Here is a 23962-nt window from a genome sequence, read left to right as displayed (position 1 = left end):
TCAGGTTGCAGCCATCGGGAAAACCATTTGCACGGTCAGACCCTTGCCACCGTCGCCGGCCGCGGGCTCGGTATCGGCAAGACGCAGCGAGCCGTGATGCGTCTCCATGACCGCCCCCACCAGCGACAGGCCGAGGCCCGTGCCCGGTTTGGACCGGCTCTCATCCAGGCGAACGAAGCGCTTCACCACCTCGTCATGCATTGCTGCAGGTATGCCAGGGCCATGATCGGCGACAGACAGCAGCACATACCCATCGCGCTTTTCCAGAGAGACCTTGATCAGCGGATTGTCCGCACCGTCAGCATATTTGATGGCGTTGTCGATGAGGTTGCCGAGGGCCTGTCCGATCAGTTCGCGGTTGCCCGATATCCCGACGTTCTTGATAACCTCGGCTTCGAGTTTCAAGCCGACATCCTCTGCAACGGGCTCGTACAATTCGACGCAATCGGAAACGATCTCAGAAAGGTCGACCTCGCTCATCTCGGCCGCGGACGAGCCGGCCTCGACCTGCGAAATCATCAAGAGAGCATTAAAGGTCCGGATCAGTTGATCGGACTCGCCAATGATCTCCTCGAGCGCGCCGCGCTGGCTGGTTCCCTTGCGGGCAAGTGCGGCTTCCGCCTTGTTGCGCAGGCGCGTCAGCGGGGTCTTCAAGTCATGGGCGATGTTATCGGAGACTTGGCGCAGACCTTCGTTCAACTTCTCGATGCGGCCGAGCATGGCATTCAGCGATTCCGACAGCCGATCGAACTCGTCGCCGGAGCCGCTCATCGGCAGGCGCTGCGAGAGATCGCCGGCCATGATCTTGGTGCTCGCCTCCGACATGCGGTCGATACGCTTCAAGGCGTTGCGGCCGATGCCGAACCAGATGACGAGCGCGCCAAGCCCCATGACGCCGAGCGCCACCATCAGCGCCTGACGCACCAGCGCGCGAAACTTCTGCGGCTCCTGCAGATCGCGACCGACGAGAATGCGCAGACCATTGTCGAGCACCAGCACGTGGGCGAGCGCCACATGGCTGTCCTTCTTCGTCTCGTCCGTATAGCGCTGATAGGCGAAGGGACGTTCGGTCCAGCCTTCGCTATCAAGCAGTCCCGGTTCGAGGCTTGCGACGTTGCCGGCAAGAATTTCGCCGCTCGGCCCGGCGATGACATAGAGATTTGCGCCCGGCTGACGCGCGCGGCGTTCAAGCGAGCGCAGAAGACCGTTCATGCCGGCGCGGTTGTAGACCTGCTCGATCTGCGCCACTTCCGCAGTCACGGCATCGCGGGTCTGCTGCTGCAGCAACCGCTCCGACATGCCGGTGACATAGAAGACGAGGAAGGCCGCACAGAGCGAAAAGAGGATGAGGTAGAGGGCGGAAAGCCGAACCGCGGTCGTTCTGAAGAGAACGCGAAGCTTGCTCATGCGGGGGCCCGGTCATCCTTGATCATATAGCCGGCGCCGCGCACGGTGCGCAGCAGCGGTACATCGAAGTCCTTCTCGATCTTCGAGCGCAGCCGCGACACGTGCACGTCGATGACGTTGGTCTGCGGGTCGAAGTGATAGTCCCAGACGTTTTCCAGCAGCATGGTGCGGGTGACGACCTGGCCGGCGTTCTTCATGAGATATTCGAGCAAGCGAAACTCACGCGGCTGCAGCGGGATCTCCTTGCCCTGGCGGCGGACGGAATGCGACAGACGGTCGAGTTCGAGATCGCCGACGCGGTAGACCATGTCCTGCTCGGGCGTACCCTTGCGGCGGCCGAGCACCTCGACACGCGCCAGCAGCTCGTTGAAGGCATAGGGCTTTGGGAGATAGTCGTCGCCGCCGGCCCGCAGGCCCGTAACACGGTCGTCGACCTGCCCGAGGGCCGACAGGATCAGCACCGGCGTGTGGATATCCTTGCGCCTGAGCTCGGTGATCACAGACAGGCCATCACGGCGCGGCAGCATGCGATCGATCACCAGAACATCGTAGCTGTTCTCGCTGGCCATGAAGAGGCCGCTCTCGCCGTCGCTGGCGTGATCGGAAACGATGCCTGCCTCACGGAAGGCTTTCGCCAGATAGGCTGCCGCCTCGGGATCGTCTTCAATGATGAGAATCTTCATACGCGCGACCATAGTCCCGGACCCCTATCTGTCTCAACCCGTTTCGGCCTTCCGACAACCGGCCAGACAACCGGATTGGCGAATGCCCTCGATCGCGAAAGCATCGGTCGTATGGACCCAAAATCATCGTGATCGATTTTCGTAAGTGAGAGCGGGATGCGGGTGGAAAACCGCACACACCTTTCCTCATCCCGCTCCAAACGGCGAGCGCCGCGAAATCACTTGGAAATCGCGGCGCTCCGGTCAATCATTGACTGCCGCGATCAGCCCTGATCGATCGGTAGGGCCACGAAGCGGCTGCCGTTCTCGGCCTCTATCTGGAAGAGCGCCTTGCTGCGGCCGTCCTTCTTGGCAGCGTTGATGACCTTGAGGATATCGTCGGCAGACTTCACCTCCTGATTGTTGACGGAGACGATCTTCTCGCCCGTCTTCAGGCCACGGTCGCTGGCATCGGAGTCCTCATCGACCGAAGCGATGGTGACGCCCTTGCCGTCGTCGGACGGCACGACGGTAACACCGAGGTCAGCCAGCGCCTGTTCGCTCGAAGGCTGCGTTTCTTCGGACTGGTCGTCCTGGCTCTTGGCTGCTTCCTTGTCATCCTTCGGCAGGGTGCCGATTTCCAGCTTCACGCTTTCGGACTTGCCGTTGCGCCACAGCGCGAGGTCGACGGTCGTGCCCGGACGGATTGCGGCCACCTTGCGGGCAAGATCACGCGGATCCTTGACCGTGTCGCCATTCAGAGCGGTGACAACATCGCCCTTCTTGATGCCAGCCTTTTCACCGGGAGAGCCGGCCTGCGGCTCGACGACGAGCGCGCCGCTTGCCTCAGCCAGGCCGAGCGATTCGGCGATGTCCTTGGTCACCGGCTGGATCTGCACGCCCAGCCAGCCGCGGGAAACCGAACCATCCTTGATCAGGTCGGAGACGACGTCCTTGGCAGTCGCTGCGGGAATGGCGAAGGCGATACCGACGTTGCCGCCCGACGGCGAAAAGATCGCGGTGTTGATACCGACCACTTCACCGGAGAGATTGAAGGTCGGGCCGCCCGAGTTGCCGCGGTTCACGGCCGCGTCGACCTGCAGGTAGTCATCATAGGGGCCGGAGCCGATGTCACGGCCACGGGCGGAGATAATGCCCGAGGTGACGGTGCCGCCGAGGCCGAACGGATTGCCAACGGCCACGACCCAATCGCCGACGCGGACCTTGCTGTCGTCAGCCCAGCTGACATAGGTGAACTTGCGCTTGTCGTCGACCTTGAGCACGGCGAGGTCGGTGCGGCTGTCCTTGCCGATCAGCTTGGCGTCGAGCTCGGTGCCATCATTGAGGATGACGGTGAAGGCTGCGCCGTCTGAGACGACGTGGTTGTTGGTGACGAGGTAGCCGTCTTCGGAGATGAAGAAGCCGGAGCCTTGCGAAGTCGGACGCAGGCGGCCTTCGCCATGCGGACCACGGCGACCCGGGCCGCCGCGCTCAGCACGGTCACCATCGCGCGGGCCGAATTCCTTGAAGAAGCGCTTCAGCGGGTGGTCATCAGGCAGATCGTCGAAACCGCGACCATTGAAATCGAAGGTGAAGTTGTTGCCCTCTTCGGAAACCGGATTGACGCGCGACTGAACGCGCACCGAAACGACGGCCGGCGAAACCGCCTCGACGACATTGGCAAAGCTCGGCACCGACGGTGCTTCCACCTTCACCGCTTCCGCAGAGGACTGGGAGACGCGCGCCGGCAGGCCGGAGGTCAGCATGACGGCGGCAAGGCCGGCAACCGTCGAGGCCTTCAGAACGGTCTTGAGGGAGGGACGCAGGGATTTGGTCGTAAACATCCGTTTTGCCTTTTCTCTTCCTTGATGCTGCCTGAGCGGCCGCACCGAAACCTGGTTGCGATGCCCGTCTCAGGGAAGACGAGCTCGGTTGGCTGACTGGAGGGGCAGCCGATGACGAAAGATGTAACGGATGGGACCTTACTGAGTTCTGTCCGGAAGATGAATTTTTGGTAATGTTCGGCGACAGCGAAGATGGACGCTGCTCAAGCCCGTTCCAAAGCGTGGGCCATCACAAATGGCTCCGCTCTCCAACCGGAGAGATCCCCAACGGTTTCAACATGTTGGCCTGGAGACGAGGAGCGCGAAGCGGCAAATTGCGCCACGTCGCTTTTGGCAGACGTCAGGGCTGAAGCAGTTTCTTCAGCTTTTCCTTTTCATCCTCGGAAAGCGGCGTTCCCTTTGCTTGGGCTCCGCGGCGGCGGGCCGCAATGACAAGGGTGATCGCCCCGACGAGCAGCAGGGTCGCCGGCATGCCCCACAGGATCAGCGTCTTTGTCTCGAAGCGCGGCTTCAGCAGCACGAATTCGCCGTAACGGGACACGACATAATCGATCACCGCTTCATCGCTGTCGCCATTGGCCAAGCGCTCGCGCACGAGCACCCGCAGGTCCTTGGCGAGCTCGGCATTGGAATCGTCGATCGATTGGTTCTGGCAGACCATGCAGCGCAGCTCGGCCGAGATTGCACGGGCACGCGCCTCCAGCGCGGGATCGGCGAGTACCTCGTCCGGATTGACCGCGAAGGCCGAGCCAACAGGCGAGAGGAGCAGCAGGAGCGCTAGCAGCAGACGGATCATTCGGCAGCTCCCACCGGTACTGTCTTCGGCCGCTTCGCCCGGGTCGGCGCGCCGACCCGCAGGCGACGGTCGCTCAAGGACACGAAACCGCCTGATATCATGAACAGCGTTCCGCCCCAGATGCAAAGGATCATCGGCTTCCACCAGATGCGCACGACGATACCGCCTTCGCTGATCTGGTCACCGAGCGAAACATAGAGCTGGCTGAGCCCGAAGGTCCGGATGCCGGCCTCCGTCGTCGGCATGCGGCGTGCCTGATAAAGACGCTTCGACGACCAGACTTCGGACACGGCAACGCCGCCGCGGCTGATGGTAAAGTGACCGGATTCTTCGGTGTAGTTCGGGCCGCTACCGTTACGCATGCCATCGAAGCGCAGGGTGTAGCCACCGGCATCGACCGTCATGCCGGGCTTCATCTCGACCACGGTCTCGGTTTCGAACGCCGTGACGGCGACGATGCCGATCAGGGTGACGCCGAGGCCAATGTGGGCAAGCGCCGTGCCGAAGGCGGAGCGCGGCAGGCCGGTGAAGCGCCGCCAGGCCACGTTGCCCGCGACCTTGCCAAGACCGGAGCGCAAGCCGAGATCCGTCAGGGAACCGGCGATCAGATAGACGCCAAGAGCGATGCCGAAGACCGCCAGGACCGGGCCGCCATTCATTGCGTAATAGTAGCCAGTACCGAAGACGAGACCTATCGCAACCGCAGCGAAGAGCCGCTGGGCGACGCCGACGAGGTCACCGCGCTTCCAGGCGAGCAATGGACCGAACGGCACGGCGAAGAGCAGCGGCAGCATCAAGAGACCGAAGGTCATGTTGAAGAACGGCGGACCGACGGAGATCTTGTCGCCGGTGAGCGCCTCCAGCACCAGCGGATAAAGCGTGCCGGTCAAAACCGTTGCGGTCGCCGTCGTCAGGATCAGGTTGTTGAAGACCAGCGCGCCCTCGCGCGAAATCGGCGCGAAGATGCCGCCGGCTTTCAGGTGCGAGGCGCGCAAAGCGAAGAGTGTGAAGGCGCCGCCGATGAAGAAGACGAGGATGGCGAGAATGAAGATGCCGCGGGTCGGATCCGTGGCGAAGGCATGAACCGAGGTCAGCACGCCTGAACGCACGAGGAAGGTGCCGAGCAGCGACAGCGAGAAGGTCATGATCGCGAGCAGCACGGTCCAGATCTTCAGCGCTTCGCGCTTCTCCATGACCAGGGCCGAATGCAGCAGCGCCGTGCCCGCGAGCCAGGGCATGAAGGACGCGTTTTCCACCGGGTCCCAGAACCACCAGCCGCCCCAGCCAAGCTCGTAGTAGGCCCAGTAGGAGCCCATGGAAATGCCGGCAGTAAGGAACGTCCAAGCGGCAAGCGTCCACGGGCGCACCCAGCGCGCCCAGGCGGCATCGATGCGGCCCTCGATCAATGCCGCGATCGCGAAGGAGAAGCAGACGGAGAAGCCGACATAACCGAGGTAGAGCAGCGGCGGATGAATGGCGAGGCCGACATCCTGGAGGATCGGGTTCAGGTCCTTGCCTTCACCAGGCGCCGGGATCAACCGCGCAAACGGATTGGACGTCAGCAAAATGAAGAGCGCAAAGGCCATCGCGATCCAGGCCTGGACCGCAAGCACATTCGCCTTCAGCGTTTCCGGCAGGTTGCGCCCGAAGGCTGCGACCAGTGCCGAGAAGAACGTCAGGATCAGCAGCCACAGCAGCATCGATCCCTCGTGGTTCCCCCACACACCCGAGATCTTGTAGATCAGCGGCTTCAGGGAATGGGAGTTTTCCCAGACGTTGCGAACCGAGAAGTCCGAGGTCACATAGGCGAAGGTGAGCACAACGAAAGCGAAAGCGACCAGCAGAAAACAGGCGACCGCTGCGCTTGACGCCAGTTCCATCAAGCCGCGATCGTTCAGCCGTGCTCCGAGGATCGGCAAAGCGGCCTGGATGACCGCGGTCGCCAATGCCAGGACCAGCGCGTAGTGTCCGAGCTCGATGATCATTTAATGGTTTCCTTCCCGCTGAGCTCAACGCCCTGGGCCTTCAAGCGGTCGGCGACGTCCTTCGGCATATAGGTCTCGTCATGCTTGGCGAGAACCGTATCCGCCACGAAGACGGAACTCCCTTGAACGAAGGCTCCCTCCGTCACCACGCCCTGCCCTTCGCGGAACAGGTCGGGCAGGATGCCCGTGTAGGTTACCGGCACGCCGGCAAGCGTATCGGTGACGGTAAAGGTGACCGTCTTGCTGTCGCCGCGTTTCACCGACCCCCCTTCAACCACACCGCCGAGGCGGATGCGCGTACCCGGAGAGACGTTCGCCTTGGCGAGATCGCTCGGCACGTAGAAATAGGCGATCGCCTGGCTGAAGGCGAACATGACAAGAAAGGCTGCGAGAACCAGGAAGCCGACGCCGCCGCCGATGATCGCCAGTCTTTTTTGTTTGCGCGTCATTGCGTCACTCCATCGGTCGCAATCCCGAGTTCACGAGCAAGCGTCAGGAGCTGTTTGCCCCCGTCGCCATCGGCCGGGAAGGTCTTCAGGCCCTCCTTTAGCGCTGCCGCGGCCTTGTCTCGTTGATCAAGGACAACATGGGAGCGGATCAGTCGCGCCCAGCCTTCGAGGTTATCTGGATTTTCCTTGAGGCGGCTTTCGAGGCTTTCGACCATGCCGCGGATCATTTCCTGACGATCGCCGGAGCTCATGCTCTCGGCGGCAGCGACATCCTCGGCGTTCGGATTGCCAGGTGCGGCAGCGCTGCTGGTGCCGGCGCCCGTCAGCTCTGCCACATGCTGCTTGACCAGCCGCAGCCATGGCGCGTCCGCAGGCGACGTCGCGACCAGCCTGTTGAAGGCAGTCAGCGCCTCCTCCTTCTTGCCTTCCTGCTTGAGACCGAGGGCAAGGTAGAATTCCGAGCGCGGATCATTGGGGTCGAGCGTCAGTGCCTGCCGGAGCGCCTCCTGCGCCTTCGTCGTCACGAGGCCGTCGGATTGCACAACGAGCGCCTCCGCGTATCCGCCGAGACGCGCCGGCGTCGGCCCCAGCAAGCGGATCGCCCGGTCATAGGCGTCAACCGCTTCCTCAATGCGGCCGTTGCGCATGTAGATCGGTGCGAGCAGATCCCAACCGGCGCCGTCGTTCGGGTTCACCGCAAGGTGGTTTTCTGCCTTGGCGATCAGGACATTGATGTCGCCGTTGGGATCGGCAAGACGAGCGGCAAGCGGCTGCGCCGGCACGCCCGGGCTGCCGGTCAGCAAATAAAGACAGAGCCCAACCGCGGGAAGACAGAGGAGCACGAATATCTGCGCCAGACGATTGGCCCCGCGCCGTGGCGAAACAGCCGTCGCCACAGCGCGATCGCTGTCGCCGGCTGCCAGCAGTCGGCGCGCCACTTCGGCGCGCGCAAGCTCGGCATCGTCGCTGCCGATCAGACCGCTGTCCTGATCGCGCTTCAGTTCGTCGAGCTGGTCGCGATAGACCTCGATGTCATGGCTGTGGGGAGACGATGGGGCTTCCCCTGCCCGCATCAGCGGGAGGATCAGCACGGCGGCGACGGCCGCCGTCAAAGTGGCGACGAGGATCCAGAACAACATGGACGCTCAATACTATGAGGCCCATGCCATTCCAACTCGAAAACCCGTCATGACGGAGATTTGAGGCGTTTCGCCGCAACGGCCGGCCAAGCCCGTCCCTGACAACGCTCGGACGCCTCAGAGAAGCTGCGCTCAGGTCAGCGGCGTCCAGCTGCCGTCGGGATTGCGGCACGCGGCACCCCGGGCCGTCTTCGCCTGGGTCTTGACCGTGACGGTATGGCTGTACTGGCGGCAATTCTGCGATCCGACCTGATAGGGAGCGGCCGCAACGACGGAGCCGCTGACGCCGCGTCCGTTCCAGGTCACAGGCTGGCCACCCGGTGCCGCCTCGAGTGCGCGATACTCCGCCTCAAGCGCCCGCTGGCGGTCGGACGTACCGATATCGAGATCGGCAAGGCGACCGATCACGCCGCCCTGAAGCGCAGCGATGTAGGTTGTCGAGGAGACAGCGCGGGTCGCGGTCGAACCGAGGCCGGCGACACCACCCTTGCCGCCCGAGGTGGTGCCGCAACCGGCAAGAGCCACGGCCGACGCGATCACCACGATCCTACCGCCAACGACAAAAGTCCGTGTCATTTCTGCCTGGTTCCTCATGATCCGCGACACTCAATCATCCCTATCCGAAGCCGCATTCAAGAACCCCATGCATTCGGGTCAAATGACGACTTGTCCTTGATTTTCTTTTGGCATTCCCCGCCTGCCGAGGCAACGGCGTGCCCTGCCGATGTGACATTTTCGAGCACGGGTGTGACACCTAGATCACGAAACCGCGTACGCCCTTCCTCATCTTGCACTAGGCCGCGGCCGGCAACAGGAGCTGCGCGCGCAAGCCTCCTTCGTCCCGTCGCGACAGCTCAATGGTGCCTTGATATTCCCGCACGATCTCGCTGACGATCGAAAGCCCGAGCCCGGTTCCAGGCTTGCTTTCGTCAAGCCGCTTGCCGCGCTTCATCGCCAGCGCAATCTGGTCGGGATTGAGCCCCGGGCCGTCATCATCGATGTCGAGCACGATCCACTGCCTCCCGGGCTCCTTCGCATGCAGCTCGATCGGCGCCGGCCGCACGTTCAGCCACACCTCGCCACGGGCGTGGCGGGCGGCATTTTCAAGCAGGTTGCCAACGGTTTCCTCGACGTCCTGCAACTCCATCGCGAGCACCAATCCCGGCGGGTTGATTGACAGATGGACCTGCTTTTCCGGGTTGAGCTTGCGCATCACCCGAACCAGGCGTTCGAGCGCCGGCTGCGCCTCGGTCCTCGCCAGGACGGATTCCCGCTGCGCCGCGATCCGCGCGCGGCTGAGATAGGACTGAACCTGCATCTGCATCGCATCGACTTGGCTGCGCACCAGTTCGCCGTGCGATGCATCCAGCACGCGGGCCTCGTTGAGGAGCACGGCGATCGGGGTCTTCAAGGAATGCGCGAGGTTGCCGACCTGCATGCGCGCACGCTCGACGATGCGGCGGTTGCTGTCGATCAAGGCGTTGACTTCGTTGGCAAGCGGCTGGATTTCACGCGGGAAGGCCCCGTCGAGCCTTTCGCTTTCGCCGGTGCGGATCTTCTCCAGGGAGCGGCGGACCTGATCGAGCGGACGCAGGCCGAAGAGGATGGTCAGCGCGTTCACCCCGAGACCGCCGAGACCGAAGATGGAGAGCGCGATGGTCAGGTTGCGGGTGAAGCGATTGATGTCGGCTTCGAGCACGTCGCGGTTGCCAGCCACGCGAAAACGCGCGGTGTGGCCTTGAATGTCGAGCACGACCTCGGTCTCGGACACCTCGACCTCGTTACCGAACGGATCCTTGGTGGTGTAGAACCGGACGTAGCCGGTGTCGAACGGAACCTCATCGACGCTGGCGATCGGCAGCTTGCCGTTGCCGAGCGACGTCGAGATCAAGGGCGGTGTGTCGAATTCGCCGATCGGATCGACGATCCAGTACCAGCCGGTCTGCGGCTGCGAAAAGCGGAGATCGCCGAGCTGCGGGCTTCCAGAGAGGACCGTCTTCTCGTTGACCGAAATCGAATTGACGACATTGAAAAGCTGCGCGCGCAAGAGGTCCTTGAAGCCGCGCTCGGAGCCCTGCCGATAGAGTTCGGAAATGACCACGCCGATCACGACCAGGGCGACGACCGCCCAGACGGTGGAAACCGCCAATACGCGGGCTGTGAGCGATCTAATTGCCATTGCCCGGCGCTTGCATTCGGTATCCGAGACCGCGCACCGTTTCGATCAGGTCGTTACCGATCTTCTTGCGCAGCCGGCCGATGAACACTTCGATCGTATTGGAATCGCGGTCAAAATCCTGGTCGTACATATGCTCGACCAGTTCCGTGCGCGAAACGACCTGGCCCATGTGGTGCATGAGATAGGAAAGCAGCCGGAACTCGTGCGACGTCAGCTTGAGGGCCACGCCATCGACGGTTGCCTTGGAACCCTTGGTATCGAGGCGCACCGGGCCGCAGACGATCTCCGAGCTTGCATGGCCGGCAGCACGACGGATCAGGGCGCGGATGCGAGCGAGAACCTCTTCGACATGAAAGGGCTTGGCAACATAGTCGTCGGCGCCGGCATCGATGCCCGCGACCTTGTCGCTCCAGCGATCGCGCGCCGTCAGGATCAGCACCGGCATGGTCTTGCCATCGCCCCGCCACTTCTCCAGAACCGTGATGCCATCCATCTCCGGCAGGCCGATATCGAGGATCACGGCATCGTAGGGCTCGGCGTCGCCGAGATAGTGCCCCTCCTCGCCGTCATAGGCCTGATCGACGACATAGCCGGCCTCCTTCAGCACTTCGGCGAGCTGCCGGTTCAGGTTGGCGTCGTCCTCGACAATCAGAATGCGCATTCGCCTCTACTTCCTCTCGCGGCCATCCCCGCTGCTTGTTTCGCTAAATCCTAGCCGATTTAAGGACAGAAACATGCAGGCATTCAAAGCACTGCAGCGACCTTTTCGCATCGGACAAGACGCACGGTACTGCAGGGATCGCTTACATCGGCACCTTGACGGTCACCTTTTTCGGTCGCCCACCGTTACCGGGAACGAGCACCGTGATCACGCACTGGCCATCGGACGTCGGTTGTGCCGACAACAACTCGCCGCCGGTGTCGGCGACCACCTGTGCAGCGGCCGCGCTGCAATCGCCGGCCACACGGACGACATTATCCGACGGCACGTTGATCGCAGGCGGGCTGAAGCCCGCGAGGCCTGCAGCAAGCGCGGCTATGATCACTGGTGAAGACATGAACGCACTTTCGACTTGGGAAGCATCATGGCAGAAGCAATAACCGAATGAGGCTGAATGGCAAATGAATGTCGGCCTTCCGAGCCACCAGGAACCCATTGGAAAACCCACAGACTCAACTGGAATTCCGACCCTAGATTGCAGCGATTCCATCCCTGACGGAACCCGGGCCAAGGCCCTCGTTCGGCAAGCGATAGCCACTTCATGCGACAGTTTCATCTGCGCGGCTGCTGGGAGAACAGAGCTTGAAGCTCACCGGCCTTGGTCGTGGCAGCCTTTTGTTAAGTATGTTTCGCTAGACTTCAGACGTCGTCATAGGCTCGCGCGTCGCGATGGCCAGGGCATCCGCCATAGCCCGAACACTGAGACAGCACATCAAGCACGAAGCGATTCCCGATTCCTTTGAATCCCTTGGCGGCGATCGTTCGAAAACTGAGTCAACACCCTGCGAGGTTGAGTCAAGTCGATCGCAGCCCGATTCCGGCAGCGTGCCGACGTTCGGCACATCCTATTCGTGCCTGAATACGTGAAGCTTGGCGTTCGCGTACAAAGAATAGACGTTCGCAAAATTACTTCAAAAGAACAGCCAATTTAGTCGCATCTGAACTACCACATCTGTGAATTGACGGACGGCTGTGGATCAACGAAAAATTAATCGATTTAAATATTTTTCAATCGTTTAAATGATTTAAGCCACTGATTTACAAAGTCTTTACGATATGAAATTGTCCGCCGCATCAAACGTCATGAAACCGTCATAGGCCCGGGAGGATCGGATGCAGACGCTCGCCAACAACCAGCCCGCATCTCAGCAGTCCAAAGTACCGCAATCGCTGCTCGACCGTTTCGAAAACGAATGGCGCGCCATGCGCGCTGCCGGCGAAAGCACCCCGAAGCCGATCCAACCGGCTGAGTAACGCCTGTCAACGGCGCATCGATTGTCGCGCGCCATGACCCTCCCAACATAGAGAAGACGCAACACGGAGTTGAACCTTCGGGTCGGGATGAAACACGTCCTGCAATGCCGCGTGTTCCGTCGCCGCTCGAACGGATAGGCGCCGTGGCAAATGCTGCGGCCCTTCGATTTTTGTGGCGATTTTCAGCCTTTTGGCCATTCGGAAAAACCATGTTACTCTTCCCGAATGCTAACCGAAGAGATCGAAAAACTCGCGCTAAGCTTGCCGGGAACGGAAGAAAACGCGCATTTCGGCACACGGGACTTCCGGGTGGGAAAGCGCATTTTTATGAGCTTGCCGGAAGCGGGTCGCGCGGTCTTCAAATTCACGCCTGACCAGCAGCGCATGCTTCTGGAAATGGAGCCCGGGGTCTGCGCTGCCGTGCCCGGCGGCTGGGGAGACCGCGGCTGGACCTCATTCTACTTCGTCGAAGCGGACGAAGGTCTCGTCCGCCAGTCGATGGAAACCGCCTGGCGTAACGTCGCGCCGAAAAACCTCGTCAAGAAGAACGGTGGCAGCCATTAAAGCCTGTCACGCAAAAGTGGGCAGCGGTTTTGCGATAACGACATGCGAAATATCAAAAACTTAAAGCGCAAGGCGCGAATCTGAAAGATCGCGACGCGCATTACGCTGGCTCGAAAAGCGGATAGCCGCCTCGCCGGAATGCAAAGCGCTCCGCTCTCAGGGCGATTGCGAAGCGCCGGCCGGTCCCCTCTCAATCCACGCTTTCCTGTCCCACTTCCAGCGGCCAGGTGACGAGATAATCTTCATAGTCTTCGATATCGATGCCATCCTCGGCGACGGTGCGGCCACGCACCGAAATGCCTGCAGCATGAACCGTGTCCGGGTCGCCTGAAACCAGCGGGTGCCACCAATAGAGATCGCGCCCCTCGGCAACGAGGCGGTAACCGCACGTCGGCGGCAGCCAGGTAATCTCGCGCACGGCCTTGGGTGTCAGTTGGATGCAATCGGGCACCGTCGCCTGCCGGTTTTCATAGTCCTTGCAACGACAGCTCTCGCCATCGAGCAAGGTGCAACGGATCGAGGTCCAGGCGATCTCGCCGGTATCCCAATCCTCCAGCTTGTTCAGACAACAGAGCCCGCAGCCGTCGCAAAGGCTTTCCCACTCCGTATTGGTCATGTCCTCAAGGCTTTTCGCCTTCCAGAAAGGCATTTCGCCCATCGTCATCACACTTTCGTCAAATAGCCCGCGATACAGAAATTTCGCAGAAAATTGCCGGTTTTTTAAGGCCGGCGGCGCGATATGCAAGTAGATTGGAATTTGACGTCGTGCAAATATTGCCCGGCGCCGGCATGATGCCACAAAGCCTTCAGGACGTTGAGACGTGCGGGAACCGAGGAAAGACGATAACCGGCCGAAAAAACGGCACATCTTTCTCAGGGTCGACTCCTGGATCGATTCCACGGTCTGGAATGCCGGCTTCAAGCTGTCGCAATGGTGGGAAGATACCACCATCTTCTTCCGCCGTTTCCGCGTCACAGGCTGGAAAAAGGTCGTCTTCGAGGTGCTCGGCGAAGGCATGAACTGGGGCACCGTCGGCTCCGTGCTGATGCTGGCGCTCGCGCTTCCCGCCTTCGAGGAAACCAAGGGAAACTGGCGCGCCCAGAGCGATTTCGCCGTCACCTTCCTCGACCGCTACGGCAATGAAATCGGCCACCGCGGCATCATTCACGAAGATTCCGTGCCGATCGACGAACTGCCTGACCATCTGATCAAGGCGGTGCTGGCGACCGAAGATCGCCGCTTCTTCGACCATTGGGGCATCGACTTCCTCGGCCTTGCCCGGGCGATGACCGAGAATGCCCGCGCCGGCGGTGTCGTCCAGGGCGGCTCGACACTGACCCAGCAGCTCGCCAAGAACCTGTTCCTCACCAACGAACGCACGATCGAGCGCAAGATCAAGGAAGCCTTCCTTGCCGTCTGGCTCGAATGCAACCTTTCGAAGAAGGAAATCCTAAGGCTCTATCTCGACCGCGCCTATATGGGCGGCGGCACCTTCGGCGCGGCAGCGGCAGCGCAGTTCTATTTCGGCAAGTCGATCACCGATGTCAGCCTGGCGGAATCGGCGATGCTGGCCGGCCTCTTCAAGGCGCCGGCCCGTTACGCGCCGCACGTCAACCTGCCGGCCGCGCGCGGACGCGCCAACGAGGTTCTGAGCAACCTCGTCCAGGGCGGGCTGATGACGGAAGGCCAGGTGATTGCGGCGCGGCTCACTCCCGCAACCGTGATCGATCGCGCCCAGGTGAAGGCACCCGACTTCTTCCTCGATTGGGCCTTTGACGAAGTCCAGCGCATCGCCCGTCCCTTCGCGCAGCACTCGCTGATCGTGCGCACCACGATCGACATGGGCCTGCAGAACGCTGCCGAGGACTCGGTCGAATCGAGCCTGCGCCAATATGGAGAGAGCTTCCATGTGAAGCAGGGCGCGCTCGTGATGATCGAAAATGGCGGCGCGTTGCGGGCCATGGTCGGCGGCCGCGACTATGGCGAGAGCCAGTTCAACCGGGCGACCCGCGCGTTGCGCCAGCCAGGCTCTTCCTTCAAGGTCTACACCTACGCAGCGGCGATGGAAAAAGGCATGACGCCGGAAACGGTCGTCGTCGACGCACCGATCACTTGGCGCGGCTGGTCACCACAGAACTACGGCCGCAGCTATGCCGGGCGTATCACCATCCTGACGGCGATCGCCAAGTCGATCAACACCATCCCCGTGCGCCTCGCCAAGGACAAGCTCGGCACCGATCTGATCGCTCAGACCGCCAAGGCAATGGGCATCGAAACACCGCTGCGCACCGACAAGACGATGCCGCTCGGTACCTCCGAAGTGACAGTGCTCGATCAGGCGACCGCCTATGCCGTGTTTCCGGCCGGCGGCATGCAGTCGCGCCGCCACGGGATCAGCCAGATTCTCAACTATGACGGCGACATTCTTTACGACTTCGGGCGTGACGAACCGCCGGCGCGGCGCGTGCTTTCGGAAACCGCAAATACATCGATGAATTCGATGCTGACGCAGATTCCGATCATCGGCACGGCGCGCAAGGCTGCGCTCGACAACGGCATTGTCGTCGGCGGCAAGACAGGCACGACGCAGGCCTATCGCGACGCCTGGTTCGCCGGCTTCACCGGCGACTATACGACCGCCGTCTGGTTCGGCAACGACGACTACACGTCCACCAACAACATGACCGGCGGCTCCCTGCCGGCGATGACCTTCAAGCGGCTAATGGACTATGCCGAGCAAGGCATCGAGCACCGCGCTATCCCCGGCGTCACCGCCCCGACGGCGCCGGCGAAGCAGCCAGAGGTCGCGACGGCCAAGCCGGACGAGAACGCCCTGCCGCCACTCGTCCGCCCGCGCTCGTTGTCGGCCGAGGTCACCCGCTTGCTGCGCACGATCGGCGAGACCTTCGAAAAGGCCCCAGCACTGAAAGCGCCAGAAAAGGCCGGCGGCAGGCTCGCCGCCCTCGGCGCTGCCGAAGAAAAACGCTCCGGACAGACGGACCCCAATGCCGCCAGCAACTAAAGTCTCCCGGCCAGGCCCGCGGCATCCATCTCATCGTGAGGCCGCGCGCGCCCCGTCAGTCGCCGTTGCGCCGGGCGCCAATTTCGGCGAGATATGGAGGCAACCCCATGTTGCCCCGCCGCCGAACGATTTCCGATAGAGCCGCCCTTGTTTCGAATCCCCTTCCTCGTCGCCCTCGCTCTTGCCATCGCCTTCGGCGGCGGCATTGCCTCGGCCGTATGGGCGCTGAAGGCGACCGTCGGTTTCGGCTCGATCGCGATCGGCCCGTGGGTTGCTTTTCCGGAAGCGCAGACGATCAATGCCGATCCCTATGCCAAGGCGCACCGGGCGCGCGCGGGCGAACTTCTGTACGGTGGCGCCGAAGGATTGATGTTCAGCGCCCAGACCGACGACAAGGGCCAGAAGCTCCAGGCGACCTGCTCCTATGACGTCACGGGGCTGACGCCGCAGGCTCGCTTCTGGACGCTTTATGCCGCGAATGCCGACGGCCTGCCGTTGCGTCCCGGCTCCGACCTGCCCTCGGCCCTCAATTCCTGGATGGTGCTGCGTAGCGAAAACAGCAATTTCACTATCCATGTGTCGCCGAACGCCCAGCCGGACAATTGGCTGGCCGTGCGCCATGCGGGGACCTTCCGGCTGGTCCTGACGCTGCTCGACACGCCGACTGCAGGTTCCTCGGGCCTGATCGACCTCGCCATGCCTGTTATCACCAAGACCGGGTGCGGCGATGCGTAAGGTTCTCTTCGCCACGGTCCTCGGCCTCGTAGGCGCCGCCCTGCTGCACATCATCATCATCCTGTCGCTGCCGCAATTTACCGGCCGCGACGCCTATACCCGCGTGCTGGGGCTGCTCGAGATGGACAGTTTCTTCGCGCTGACGAGCACGCCGGGGTCGACCGGCCTTGCCAATGACGATCCCTATCTCAGGGCGGCCGTTTGCAGCTTCTCGATCTCGGACGGGCCGGCGCGCTTCCTCGCCAGCGGCAGCGTGCCGTTCTGGTCGCTCGCGGTCTTCGACAGCAATTCGAACGAAGTCTTCAGCATGAACGACCACACGGCGGTCAACGGCAAGCTCGATCTTGTCGTCGCGACGCCGATTCAGCTGGTAGAACTGCGCAAGTCTCCGCCGGAGGCACTGGCACAATCGATCATGGTGGAGATGAAGGAACAGGACGGCTACGCCGTTTTGAGAGCGATGGCGCCAGTCGACAGTTTCGAGGAGCAGGTCCGCAATTTCCTTGCGGAATCAAGCTGCGAGCCATTTCGGCGCTAGAGTATCCCGCTTTCAAGTGGAATCACTGGAAGCGGAAAGATGCTCTAGAAACAAAGTGCTAGAGCGACCTTAGTGCGTTCATTTGAACGCACGGCGCTTTAGATGCTTCGGACGTGAAGGCATCTGACCGCGCTGTCGCGGTTGCGCGCGGCAGACAGCCAACGCAAAGACTACGTTCAGTGCAGGAATTATGGTGAAGGACCCTGAGGTTTCGGGCCAAGGACGCGCGCCCGGTCGTAACCGGCCGCCGATGCGGGAAATCGAACGTTACTGCTTCTTGATCCGGCGTCCATCGGGTGCCGTCGGCTGCGGGTCGCGGTCGAGGCGTTCGTAGCGGATACCGGTAAACAGAAGCACTTTGGCCCCGCCCGATATGGCCGGCGGTCTACGCGGCGGTACGCGAACCTTTCGGTCCTGAATTCTGATCACGTCTGCCATGCTCGTCTCCACAAAGTCTTGAGACGGATGAACTACCGTACAGATTTCACCCTGCCCTCTCGGGCCAGCGCATTTTTCCAGGCCTTGCCTGGACAGGCGCGCTTTTCTCGTTTGCTCCTTCTTCCGGTCGCCCGGATGTTGCTCTTCTGGTTCACACGACGCAGCCCGATGATAACGGGTCCGCCCCGATTGAGCCATAGGCTGGTTAACAGATTGCTAATACACCGCTGCGACACCAACCTAGATTCATTATCTCGCCAGACGAGCCCCCGAGATGTATCCGAGGTAACAACCCGGAGCGGCGGTTCGCAAACCGCGGCTTTTCGCTAGCGTCGCGAGATCAGGCCAAACAGAAACGACACCCCGGCAACCGCCACCAGCGTCGACAGCGGCTCCTCGCGCACGCGCTCGCGAACGCGTTCCACCATCAACTCCGCCTCGCCCTGCACGACTGCCCTCGTGCCGCTGCCAATCGCAGAGACTGCTTCGGTCAGCCGGGCGATTTCCGCCCGCAGTTCGGCAATCTGCACATCAACCTCAGCCCGCGCTTGCGCCTGCGAAACGTTTTCGCTGACTGTCTGCACGGCCTCCAGTTTCTTTTCCACCATTACAATGCTCCCTTGTCTGCGCCGTCTCAACGCTCCGGATGGCGTTTGGTTCCGCCAGAAGCTGCAGAAAACCGGAGCGCCGAAAAGCAAACGGGCGGCCAGAGCCGCCCGTTTTCCAGTCCAACGCAAGAACGCCGTTTCAGGCGCTCCACGTCAGTTTTCGCAGTTCGGATCGTCGAACTGGCACCGAACAAACGGTGCCGGGCGGGCGCCTTCGTAGATGCCGTCATCGTTCTGGCGAACGCGCACGCCGTCGCTGCGACGTTCCCATTCGCGGCGCTCTTCACGCACGGTCTGCTCGCGGTTCCATTCGCTCTCGCGGCGCCGCCACTCGTCTTCACGTTCACCGGTTTCCCAGTCCCGGCGCTCGCGGCGGCGGTCACTTTCCCAGTCGCGGCGGTCGCGCTCGCGCTGGCGCTCCCAGTCGCGACGATTCCGGCGGTCGTCGACCCAATCCGGTCCGTGGCGCCAACGATCGCGCTCGCGATAGAAGTCACGACCGCGGTAGTTGCGGTCCCAATAGTTGTCGAACTGGAAGACGACCGTTGGAATTCCGAGCGGGCGATAATAGCGGGGCTCGACGTAAACGCGATTGCGGCGATAGTCGGCCTGGACATAACGCCCGGCGACCCAGCCGCGCCCACCGTAGAACGAGACATCGCACCACGGCAGATCTGCAAGGCATCCGTGGATTTCCACCGATTCGCCGACCGGGATCATCGATACCGCCGGATAGCGGGTGCTCGGACCGGAGCGCATGTTCACATTGGCAGTGGCAAAGCCTTCGGCAGCCTCGGCGACAACCGGGGCCGCGAGGAGCGCACAGACCGCCGCTGCGCGCAGGATAAATTTCTTCACAGTTCCATATCTCCCATGAGAGGCCCCTCTTCATTTGGCCTCCAAACGTCGGCGGGCGTCCGGAGCCCTTGACCGTCGCCGCGATAACTCCTGACCGCATGTGGATTTTTTATGGCTGATGCCGCGGATGTCCCCGAGAAATGCGGGGCCAGCGGGGCGAATGGGCGGCCCTGTCGCGCGCCACGCATGTGCCGTAAGCCTGAATAAAGCTCCAACATCCATAGTTAACAGTGCGCTAACGCTTTTCTTCTAATTTTTGCGACGTGTGCCTTTCCGGATCACCGGAAACGGCGATCATGTTTTGCGTGCAGGGAATTACCGTGACGGATCGCTTTCGTGAGTTGGAAAGGCCACAGACCGGCCGCTTGAAGGACGTTGTCCTGATGGCGACGGTTACCGGTTTCGAAAGCCTGCGCATCCCCCGCAAATCCGATATGAAGCAGTTTGCCGAACTGTTCGAACCGCTCTTCCTCGGCTCCAGCAACGAAGCGCGCCGTCAGGCGGCGGCAGCCCTTTCCCAGTGCTCGCAGATCCCCGAAACAGTCGCCGCATTGATCGGCGGCATGCCGATTTCGATTGCCGCGATTTTCCTGACGCGTTCGAAGGCGATAGCCGACCGCACTCTCATTGCGGTCATCCGCGAGCGCGGGCCGGAACATGCCGCAGCAATCGCGCGGCGTCCCAACCTCTCCCCTCTTGTCGTCGATGCCCTGGTCGAGCACCACAATCCACTCGGGCTTGCCGCGCGCAGCAGCGCGGCAAAGCAGGCGGTGGCGGAACAGACACACCCGGAGGCTGCAGCCGCTTCCTTGCGCACCGCCCGCGAAGAAGCGCTCAGGCACGAGATCAAGACCCTGGCGCGAGCGGGGTCACGCAACCCCACGCCGGCCGCCTCATCCGAGGCAATCAATGACGTGCATGCTGCATTGCTTGTTCGCTTTGCCCGCAGCGGCGAGATCATCCTGTTCTCGCGCGTCCTCGGCCAGGCGCTCGGCACCAAGGACGCCCACGTCGAGCGCATCCTGCTCGATATTTCCGGACAGCGGCTTGCGACGAGCCTCGTCGCGCTCGATGTCCAGGCGACCGATGCCGGTTTCGTGCTTCAGGCCTTGTATCCGCATCTTCGTGAGCCCTTCGGCGAGACGAGCCATGCGGAAGCGTTGATCGGCGCCATGAACCGTACCGCCTGCCGCGAACAGCTCGATGGCTGGTTCGAGGCAGAGGCCGAAGAAAGCGCTCCAGCGGCAAGGCACGAAGCCTACTTTGCCGAAAATCCCGCCAACGATGCGCGGCAGACCGGCGCCCGCAAGATTGCAGCGGCCGCCGGCAATGTGCAGCCCCAGCGGCTTTTCGGCCGGCGACGCGGCTAGGCGCAGAAAATACTCATCCTGCTCCTCGCCTTGACGCGGTCTGCTTCCCGTTTCGGGAACATGCCTGGGCGTACCGGTGAGTCCTCGCCCGCCCTAGAAAAGCTGCTTCATCGCTTCGATGGTCCAACTCCACTCGCGACCCGTCGGAGCCTGCGGTCCTGCGATGCGGCCATTGCGATCGGCAAGACGGTGTCAGGGCCGGCTTGCCCCTTCCTCCGGAACCACCTCGAACAGATCGCCATGGTCGTCCAGCTCGATCTCCACGATCCAGCAATCCGGATCGAAGCGGATTTCGCCTGCGAGCGCCGCATCGACCCGCTCAGTATCGCTGTCGCGCAGCCTCACTTCGAACTTGCGGCCGAGCGCGACTTCGTCGTCGAAGAAATTCTGCGGCGCCGGGGCAAAGAGCGTCTCCGTGCCGAGCCGCGTCCGCTGGCGGATGAAGATCGCACCGGCCTCCTCCGCTCCCTTGCGCAGCACGGCCGCATAGCCGCCGAGCGAAAACGCGCGGCGCAAGAGGGACGAGACGAAGATGTGAGACTTCAGGCGCATGAAAGGCTGATACACGCGCTGGACGGCGCAGGCAAATCGGCGGCGCGGTCAAACCCCACTGGCAATCAGAGTGCGCCGATTTCCTTGAGCTTTTTCAAGACCTGGGCATTCGGTTCACCGGTCTGCGGCAGGCGGTAATGTTTCTCGAAATGGCGGATCGCCGCCCGCGTCTGCGCTCCGGCGACGCCATCGACCGTCACATCCGCATAGGCGAGGTTGCTCAGCCCCTTCTGGATGTTCAGCACCAAGGCGCTCGAAACCGGGATTTCGGCACGCGGAACGAAATTGCTCTCCTTCTCGGAGGAACGAATGGCGGCAGCGACCGGATCGATCTCAACGCCACTGCCCTTGGCCTCGGCGAGAGGTCTTCCCGCCGGCATGACCTGAGCAGCCTGATCGCCAGGTGCCGCCCGAAGTGCCTGCAGCAACTCTGTACTGGCCGAACCCGTCTCGGCGCGGCCGGCCTGCGCTTCGAAGCGCAGGATCGCGGCCGCCGTCCGTGGGCCGCTGCGCCCGTCCGGCGCGCCGTCATAAAGGCCGACGCGGTTCAGTTCCTTCTGGATGTCGGCAACGAGCTTCGAGGTCGCGCCACCGGGCACGCTTGCCACGCGCTCAGGCGACGGTTTTTCCGTCGGCAGATCCGCGGAAGCCGCAGCTATCACGTCCTCGACATTGTCCGCCTTGGCCTCGCCCTCGCGCTCGATGACGAAGGTGGTCACGTTGCGCGGCTCGATCTCTTCGCCCTTGGCGATGGCGATCCGCTGCGCGGTTTCGGCGCTGACGAGCGGCACGCGGGTGCGCATCAGCGGTGACGGGTGCACACCGTGCTGGTACCACATGGCATTGGCGGCAACGAAGGAAAACACGACCAGGAAGGCGGCCGAGCCGCCAGAGACCAGGGGATGGCGCGCCATCAGCCGGCCGGCAAGCCCAACACCCTGTCCGGCAAGAGCCAGCCCGCGCACGGCCAGGCCAGGCGCACGCCGCGCGGCCTTCTTCCGTTCAGGCTGTTTTCGCTTGCGCGGCGCCATATCCCCGTTCCTCGTTCAAACCAACGTCTTCGGACCGCCCTCCTTCGGCGGCCGGCCTCGCCTCTCCGTCGCGTAGGCGCGGCGGAAATTCCACCGTCACCGACGAACGCTGCTCTTCTTGCTCGGCAACGGCGATGCCGGAGCCGTCGCGCGGTATCGTCACGACGATGACGGTCCCCTCACCCTCGCGGCTGCGAATCGTGAGGTCGCCACCATGAAGGGCAACGAGGCCCTTGACCAGCGAAAGGCCAAGACCCGTGCCTTCGTAGCGGCGTGTATAGTCGTTCTGGATCTGGACAAAAGGTTGACCGAGCAGCTCCAGCTTGTCGGCGGCAATACCGATTCCGGTGTCGCTGACCGAGAGCTTCAGCATCGCACCGTCCACTTCAGCGTCGATCGTCACGACGCCGCCATGGTCGGTGAACTTCACGGCGTTGCCGACCAGGTTGATGAGAACCTGCTGGAAGGCGCGCTGGTCGGCATTGACTTCGCCAATGCCGCGGGTGACGCGGCTGACGAGCTTGACGCCCTTTTCCGCGGCCTGGTGCGACAGCATCGCCTCGCAGGCGGCAACCGCCTCGGCGACGCGGAACGGCTCGGGCATGAGCTCGTAGCGTCCCGCCTCGATCTTGCTCATATCGAGCATGGTATTGACGACGGAGAGCAGATGTTCGCCCGACTTGTGGATGAGGCTCACATACTCGCGCTGGCGATCGTTCTCGAGCTTGCCGAAATACTCGCCGCCCAGCACGTCGGAAAAGCCGAGGATCGCATTGAGCGGCGTGCGCAGCTCGTGGCTGACGGCGGCGAGGAAACGGGTCTTGGCATCGTTCGCAGACTCCGCTTCGGCGGTCCGGGCCGCCGCCTCGGCGCGCAGGCCTGCCTCCTGAGAGACATCGCGCGACTGCGCAAGGATCGCCGTCAAGTTGCCATCGCGATCGCGCAAGGGCGCCAAGTCGCAGGACATGTAGACGAACTGTTCGCCTTCGATCGGCAAGGTCCGCCGTTCGATACGGATATCGACCGTCGCCCGATCGCCGCCCTGGCGAAGGATGTCGATCGCGCTCAGGAACGTAATGCGGTCGGAGACGTGGATCTGCTCGATGAAGCCGCGGCCCGCCGGGTCGCGCATCAGCGTCAGGTGCTCGGCGGCATCGCGCCCATGCACGGAAAGGACATTGCCGCGCAGGTCATGCACGGTCACGAGGCCCGCAAACAGGTCATAGGCTGCCGAGAGGTCCCGGAGAACGGGATCGGACGGAGCCGGCGCAGCAGTTTCCGGCGCTCGGCCGCGAGCGATCGCCACGGCTGCCGCCAGTAGCGAAGCGGAAGCCCAAAGAGCGGTTCCGAGCGGCAGGGCCGAGGACACGGGTATGGCGAGCGACAGGGCGAGCGGCGCCACCGGCAGTGTCGTCAAAGACACGGCCGCAACAGTGCGCAAACGTTTCGTGTCGCGGCGCCCGGCGGGCGAAGAAGCCTCACGACGGGGCAGCCACAGGGCCGCGATCTCGTCCACGCGGGACGCCCATCTGCCAGCCATGTTACGCAATACGCTCACGCTTTACCCTGCTACATTTGTTGTTCTTGCGAGGCTGGCGCGACCGATTTCCCCTATTTGGAAACCGCGGTTCAGACCGCCTCGTGACATGTCGGAATCTCGCATCCCCGGCTTAATGAAAGAATAAACGCGCCCGTGCCGGAACGGTGCGAAACGGCCGAAAAATCCCGTTTTGGAGCAAATTGAGCGACCTTCATTTCTTGTGGTTAACGGGGCGTAAGCAACGGATTTCTGTGCATTTTCTGCACAGC

Annotated in this window: 24 protein-coding genes; 6 read left to right on the top strand and 18 right to left on the bottom strand. The window is 62.5% G+C overall.

Features of this window, described 5'->3' with window-relative positions; genetic code table 11:
• The 11 genes from BLU35_RS03460 to feuN form a co-directional block, all read right to left on the bottom strand.
• A complete protein-coding gene (locus BLU35_RS03460) occupies nt 1-1407 on the bottom strand; it encodes a sensor histidine kinase (protein WP_093232123.1) in 1407 nt (468 codons plus the stop codon).
• Complete coding sequence (locus tag BLU35_RS03455) at nt 1404-2102, bottom strand: response regulator transcription factor (RefSeq protein WP_093232122.1); 699 nt, start codon at nt 2100-2102, stop codon at nt 1404-1406. Before BLU35_RS03455 ends, BLU35_RS03460 begins: the two co-directional genes overlap by 4 nt.
• Nucleotides 2103-2353: 251 nt before the next feature.
• The gene (locus BLU35_RS03450) at nt 2354-3913 is read right to left on the bottom strand and encodes a Do family serine endopeptidase (protein ID WP_093232121.1); all 1560 of its coding nucleotides are present in this window, start codon (nt 3911-3913) and stop codon (nt 2354-2356) included.
• Between the two features lie 340 nt (nt 3914-4253).
• Nucleotides 4254-4709, bottom strand: a complete 456-nt coding sequence (locus BLU35_RS03445) for a cytochrome c-type biogenesis protein (RefSeq protein ID WP_058320294.1) — start codon at nt 4707-4709, stop codon at nt 4254-4256.
• Complete coding sequence (locus tag BLU35_RS03440; RefSeq protein ID WP_058325576.1) at nt 4706-6694, bottom strand: heme lyase CcmF/NrfE family subunit; 1989 nt, start codon at nt 6692-6694, stop codon at nt 4706-4708. The genes BLU35_RS03445 and BLU35_RS03440 overlap by 4 nt, the downstream gene beginning before the upstream one ends.
• Nucleotides 6691-7143 carry a cytochrome c maturation protein CcmE gene (gene ccmE, locus BLU35_RS03435; RefSeq protein WP_057250386.1) on the bottom strand — a complete coding sequence of 151 codons (453 nt, stop codon included), beginning with the start codon at nt 7141-7143 and terminating at the stop codon, nt 6691-6693. Before ccmE ends, BLU35_RS03440 begins: the two co-directional genes overlap by 4 nt.
• Nucleotides 7140-8282, bottom strand: a complete 1143-nt coding sequence (gene ccmI, locus BLU35_RS03430; protein WP_093232120.1) for a c-type cytochrome biogenesis protein CcmI — start codon at nt 8280-8282, stop codon at nt 7140-7142. The genes ccmE and ccmI overlap by 4 nt, the downstream gene beginning before the upstream one ends.
• 132 nt (nt 8283-8414) lie before the next feature.
• Entirely contained in the window at nt 8415-8858 is a 444-nt protein-coding gene (locus BLU35_RS03425; protein ID WP_058325574.1) for an RT0821/Lpp0805 family surface protein, read from the bottom strand.
• A gap of 217 nt (nt 8859-9075) precedes the next feature.
• On the bottom strand, nt 9076-10461 hold the full coding sequence (locus BLU35_RS03420; protein WP_058325573.1) for an ATP-binding protein: 1386 nt from the start codon (nt 10459-10461) through the stop codon (nt 9076-9078).
• Nucleotides 10451-11122 (bottom strand): two-component system response regulator FeuP, encoded by a 672-nt coding sequence (feuP, locus tag BLU35_RS03415; protein WP_034789361.1) that lies wholly within the window; start codon nt 11120-11122, stop codon nt 10451-10453. The genes BLU35_RS03420 and feuP overlap by 11 nt, the downstream gene beginning before the upstream one ends.
• 142 nt (nt 11123-11264) lie before the next feature.
• Complete coding sequence (gene feuN, locus BLU35_RS03410) at nt 11265-11519, bottom strand: two-component system FeuPQ modulator FeuN (protein ID WP_057250394.1); 255 nt, start codon at nt 11517-11519, stop codon at nt 11265-11267.
• A 776-nt stretch (nt 11520-12295) separates the two neighbouring features.
• On the opposite strand from feuN, the gene BLU35_RS35530 reads away from it, so the two are divergent.
• Together BLU35_RS35530 and BLU35_RS03405 are read left to right on the top strand one after the other, a co-directional pair.
• Entirely contained in the window at nt 12296-12436 is a 141-nt protein-coding gene (locus BLU35_RS35530) for a hypothetical protein (protein ID WP_173515957.1), read from the top strand.
• Nucleotides 12437-12661: 225 nt separating this feature from the next.
• On the top strand, nt 12662-13000 hold the full coding sequence (locus BLU35_RS03405) for an MmcQ/YjbR family DNA-binding protein (RefSeq protein ID WP_057250396.1): 339 nt from the start codon (nt 12662-12664) through the stop codon (nt 12998-13000).
• Nucleotides 13001-13190: 190 nt separating this feature from the next.
• Here the strand turns inward: BLU35_RS03405 and BLU35_RS03400 are convergent, their stop codons facing one another.
• Entirely contained in the window at nt 13191-13658 is a 468-nt protein-coding gene (locus BLU35_RS03400) for a YcgN family cysteine cluster protein (RefSeq protein ID WP_057251076.1), read from the bottom strand.
• A gap of 163 nt (nt 13659-13821) precedes the next feature.
• Here BLU35_RS03400 and BLU35_RS03395 point away from each other — a divergent pair, with 163 nt between their 5' ends.
• The 3 genes from BLU35_RS03395 to BLU35_RS03385 all read left to right on the top strand — a co-directional run bounded on the left by BLU35_RS03395 (nt 13822) and on the right by BLU35_RS03385 (nt 17296).
• Nucleotides 13822-16023: a transglycosylase domain-containing protein gene (locus BLU35_RS03395; RefSeq protein ID WP_057250398.1), complete on the top strand. Its 2202-nt coding sequence runs from the start codon at nt 13822-13824 to the stop codon at nt 16021-16023.
• Nucleotides 16024-16170: 147 nt separating this feature from the next.
• Nucleotides 16171-16758, top strand: coding sequence for a DUF1214 domain-containing protein (locus BLU35_RS03390; protein ID WP_057250400.1), 588 nt, complete (start codon nt 16171-16173; stop codon nt 16756-16758).
• Complete coding sequence (locus BLU35_RS03385; RefSeq protein ID WP_057250402.1) at nt 16751-17296, top strand: DUF1254 domain-containing protein; 546 nt, start codon at nt 16751-16753, stop codon at nt 17294-17296. The genes BLU35_RS03390 and BLU35_RS03385 overlap by 8 nt, the downstream gene beginning before the upstream one ends.
• Before the next feature lie 267 nt (nt 17297-17563).
• Here the strand turns inward: BLU35_RS03385 and BLU35_RS03380 are convergent, their stop codons facing one another.
• The 3 genes from BLU35_RS03380 to BLU35_RS03370 all read right to left on the bottom strand — a co-directional run bounded on the left by BLU35_RS03380 (nt 17564) and on the right by BLU35_RS03370 (nt 19200).
• A complete protein-coding gene (locus BLU35_RS03380; RefSeq protein ID WP_176707512.1) occupies nt 17564-17734 on the bottom strand; it encodes a hypothetical protein in 171 nt (56 codons plus the stop codon).
• Between the two features lie 326 nt (nt 17735-18060).
• Nucleotides 18061-18342 carry a hypothetical protein gene (locus BLU35_RS03375; RefSeq protein ID WP_057250404.1) on the bottom strand — a complete coding sequence of 94 codons (282 nt, stop codon included), beginning with the start codon at nt 18340-18342 and terminating at the stop codon, nt 18061-18063.
• A 153-nt stretch (nt 18343-18495) separates the two neighbouring features.
• Nucleotides 18496-19200, bottom strand: coding sequence for an SH3 domain-containing protein (locus tag BLU35_RS03370; protein WP_082615819.1), 705 nt, complete (start codon nt 19198-19200; stop codon nt 18496-18498).
• Nucleotides 19201-19496: 296 nt separating this feature from the next.
• On the opposite strand from BLU35_RS03370, the gene BLU35_RS03365 reads away from it, so the two are divergent.
• Nucleotides 19497-20570 carry a DUF2336 domain-containing protein gene (locus BLU35_RS03365; protein WP_093232119.1) on the top strand — a complete coding sequence of 358 codons (1074 nt, stop codon included), beginning with the start codon at nt 19497-19499 and terminating at the stop codon, nt 20568-20570.
• A 192-nt stretch (nt 20571-20762) separates the two neighbouring features.
• Here the strand turns inward: BLU35_RS03365 and BLU35_RS03360 are convergent, their stop codons facing one another.
• The 3 genes from BLU35_RS03360 to BLU35_RS03350 form a co-directional block, all read right to left on the bottom strand.
• Nucleotides 20763-21122 (bottom strand): DUF1491 family protein, encoded by a 360-nt coding sequence (locus BLU35_RS03360; protein ID WP_057250408.1) that lies wholly within the window; start codon nt 21120-21122, stop codon nt 20763-20765.
• 65 nt (nt 21123-21187) lie between these two features.
• Nucleotides 21188-22153, bottom strand: coding sequence for a peptidoglycan-binding domain-containing protein (locus BLU35_RS03355; protein WP_093232118.1), 966 nt, complete (start codon nt 22151-22153; stop codon nt 21188-21190).
• Complete coding sequence (locus BLU35_RS03350; protein WP_057250412.1) at nt 22125-23693, bottom strand: sensor histidine kinase; 1569 nt, start codon at nt 23691-23693, stop codon at nt 22125-22127. The genes BLU35_RS03355 and BLU35_RS03350 overlap by 29 nt, the downstream gene beginning before the upstream one ends.
• Nucleotides 23694-23962: the final 269 nt, after the last annotated feature.

This window comes from Sinorhizobium sp. NFACC03 (assembly GCF_900103435.1).
Taxonomy (GTDB): Bacteria; Pseudomonadota; Alphaproteobacteria; order Rhizobiales; family Rhizobiaceae; genus Ensifer.
This window is presented reverse-complemented; position numbering and strand designations above follow the sequence as displayed.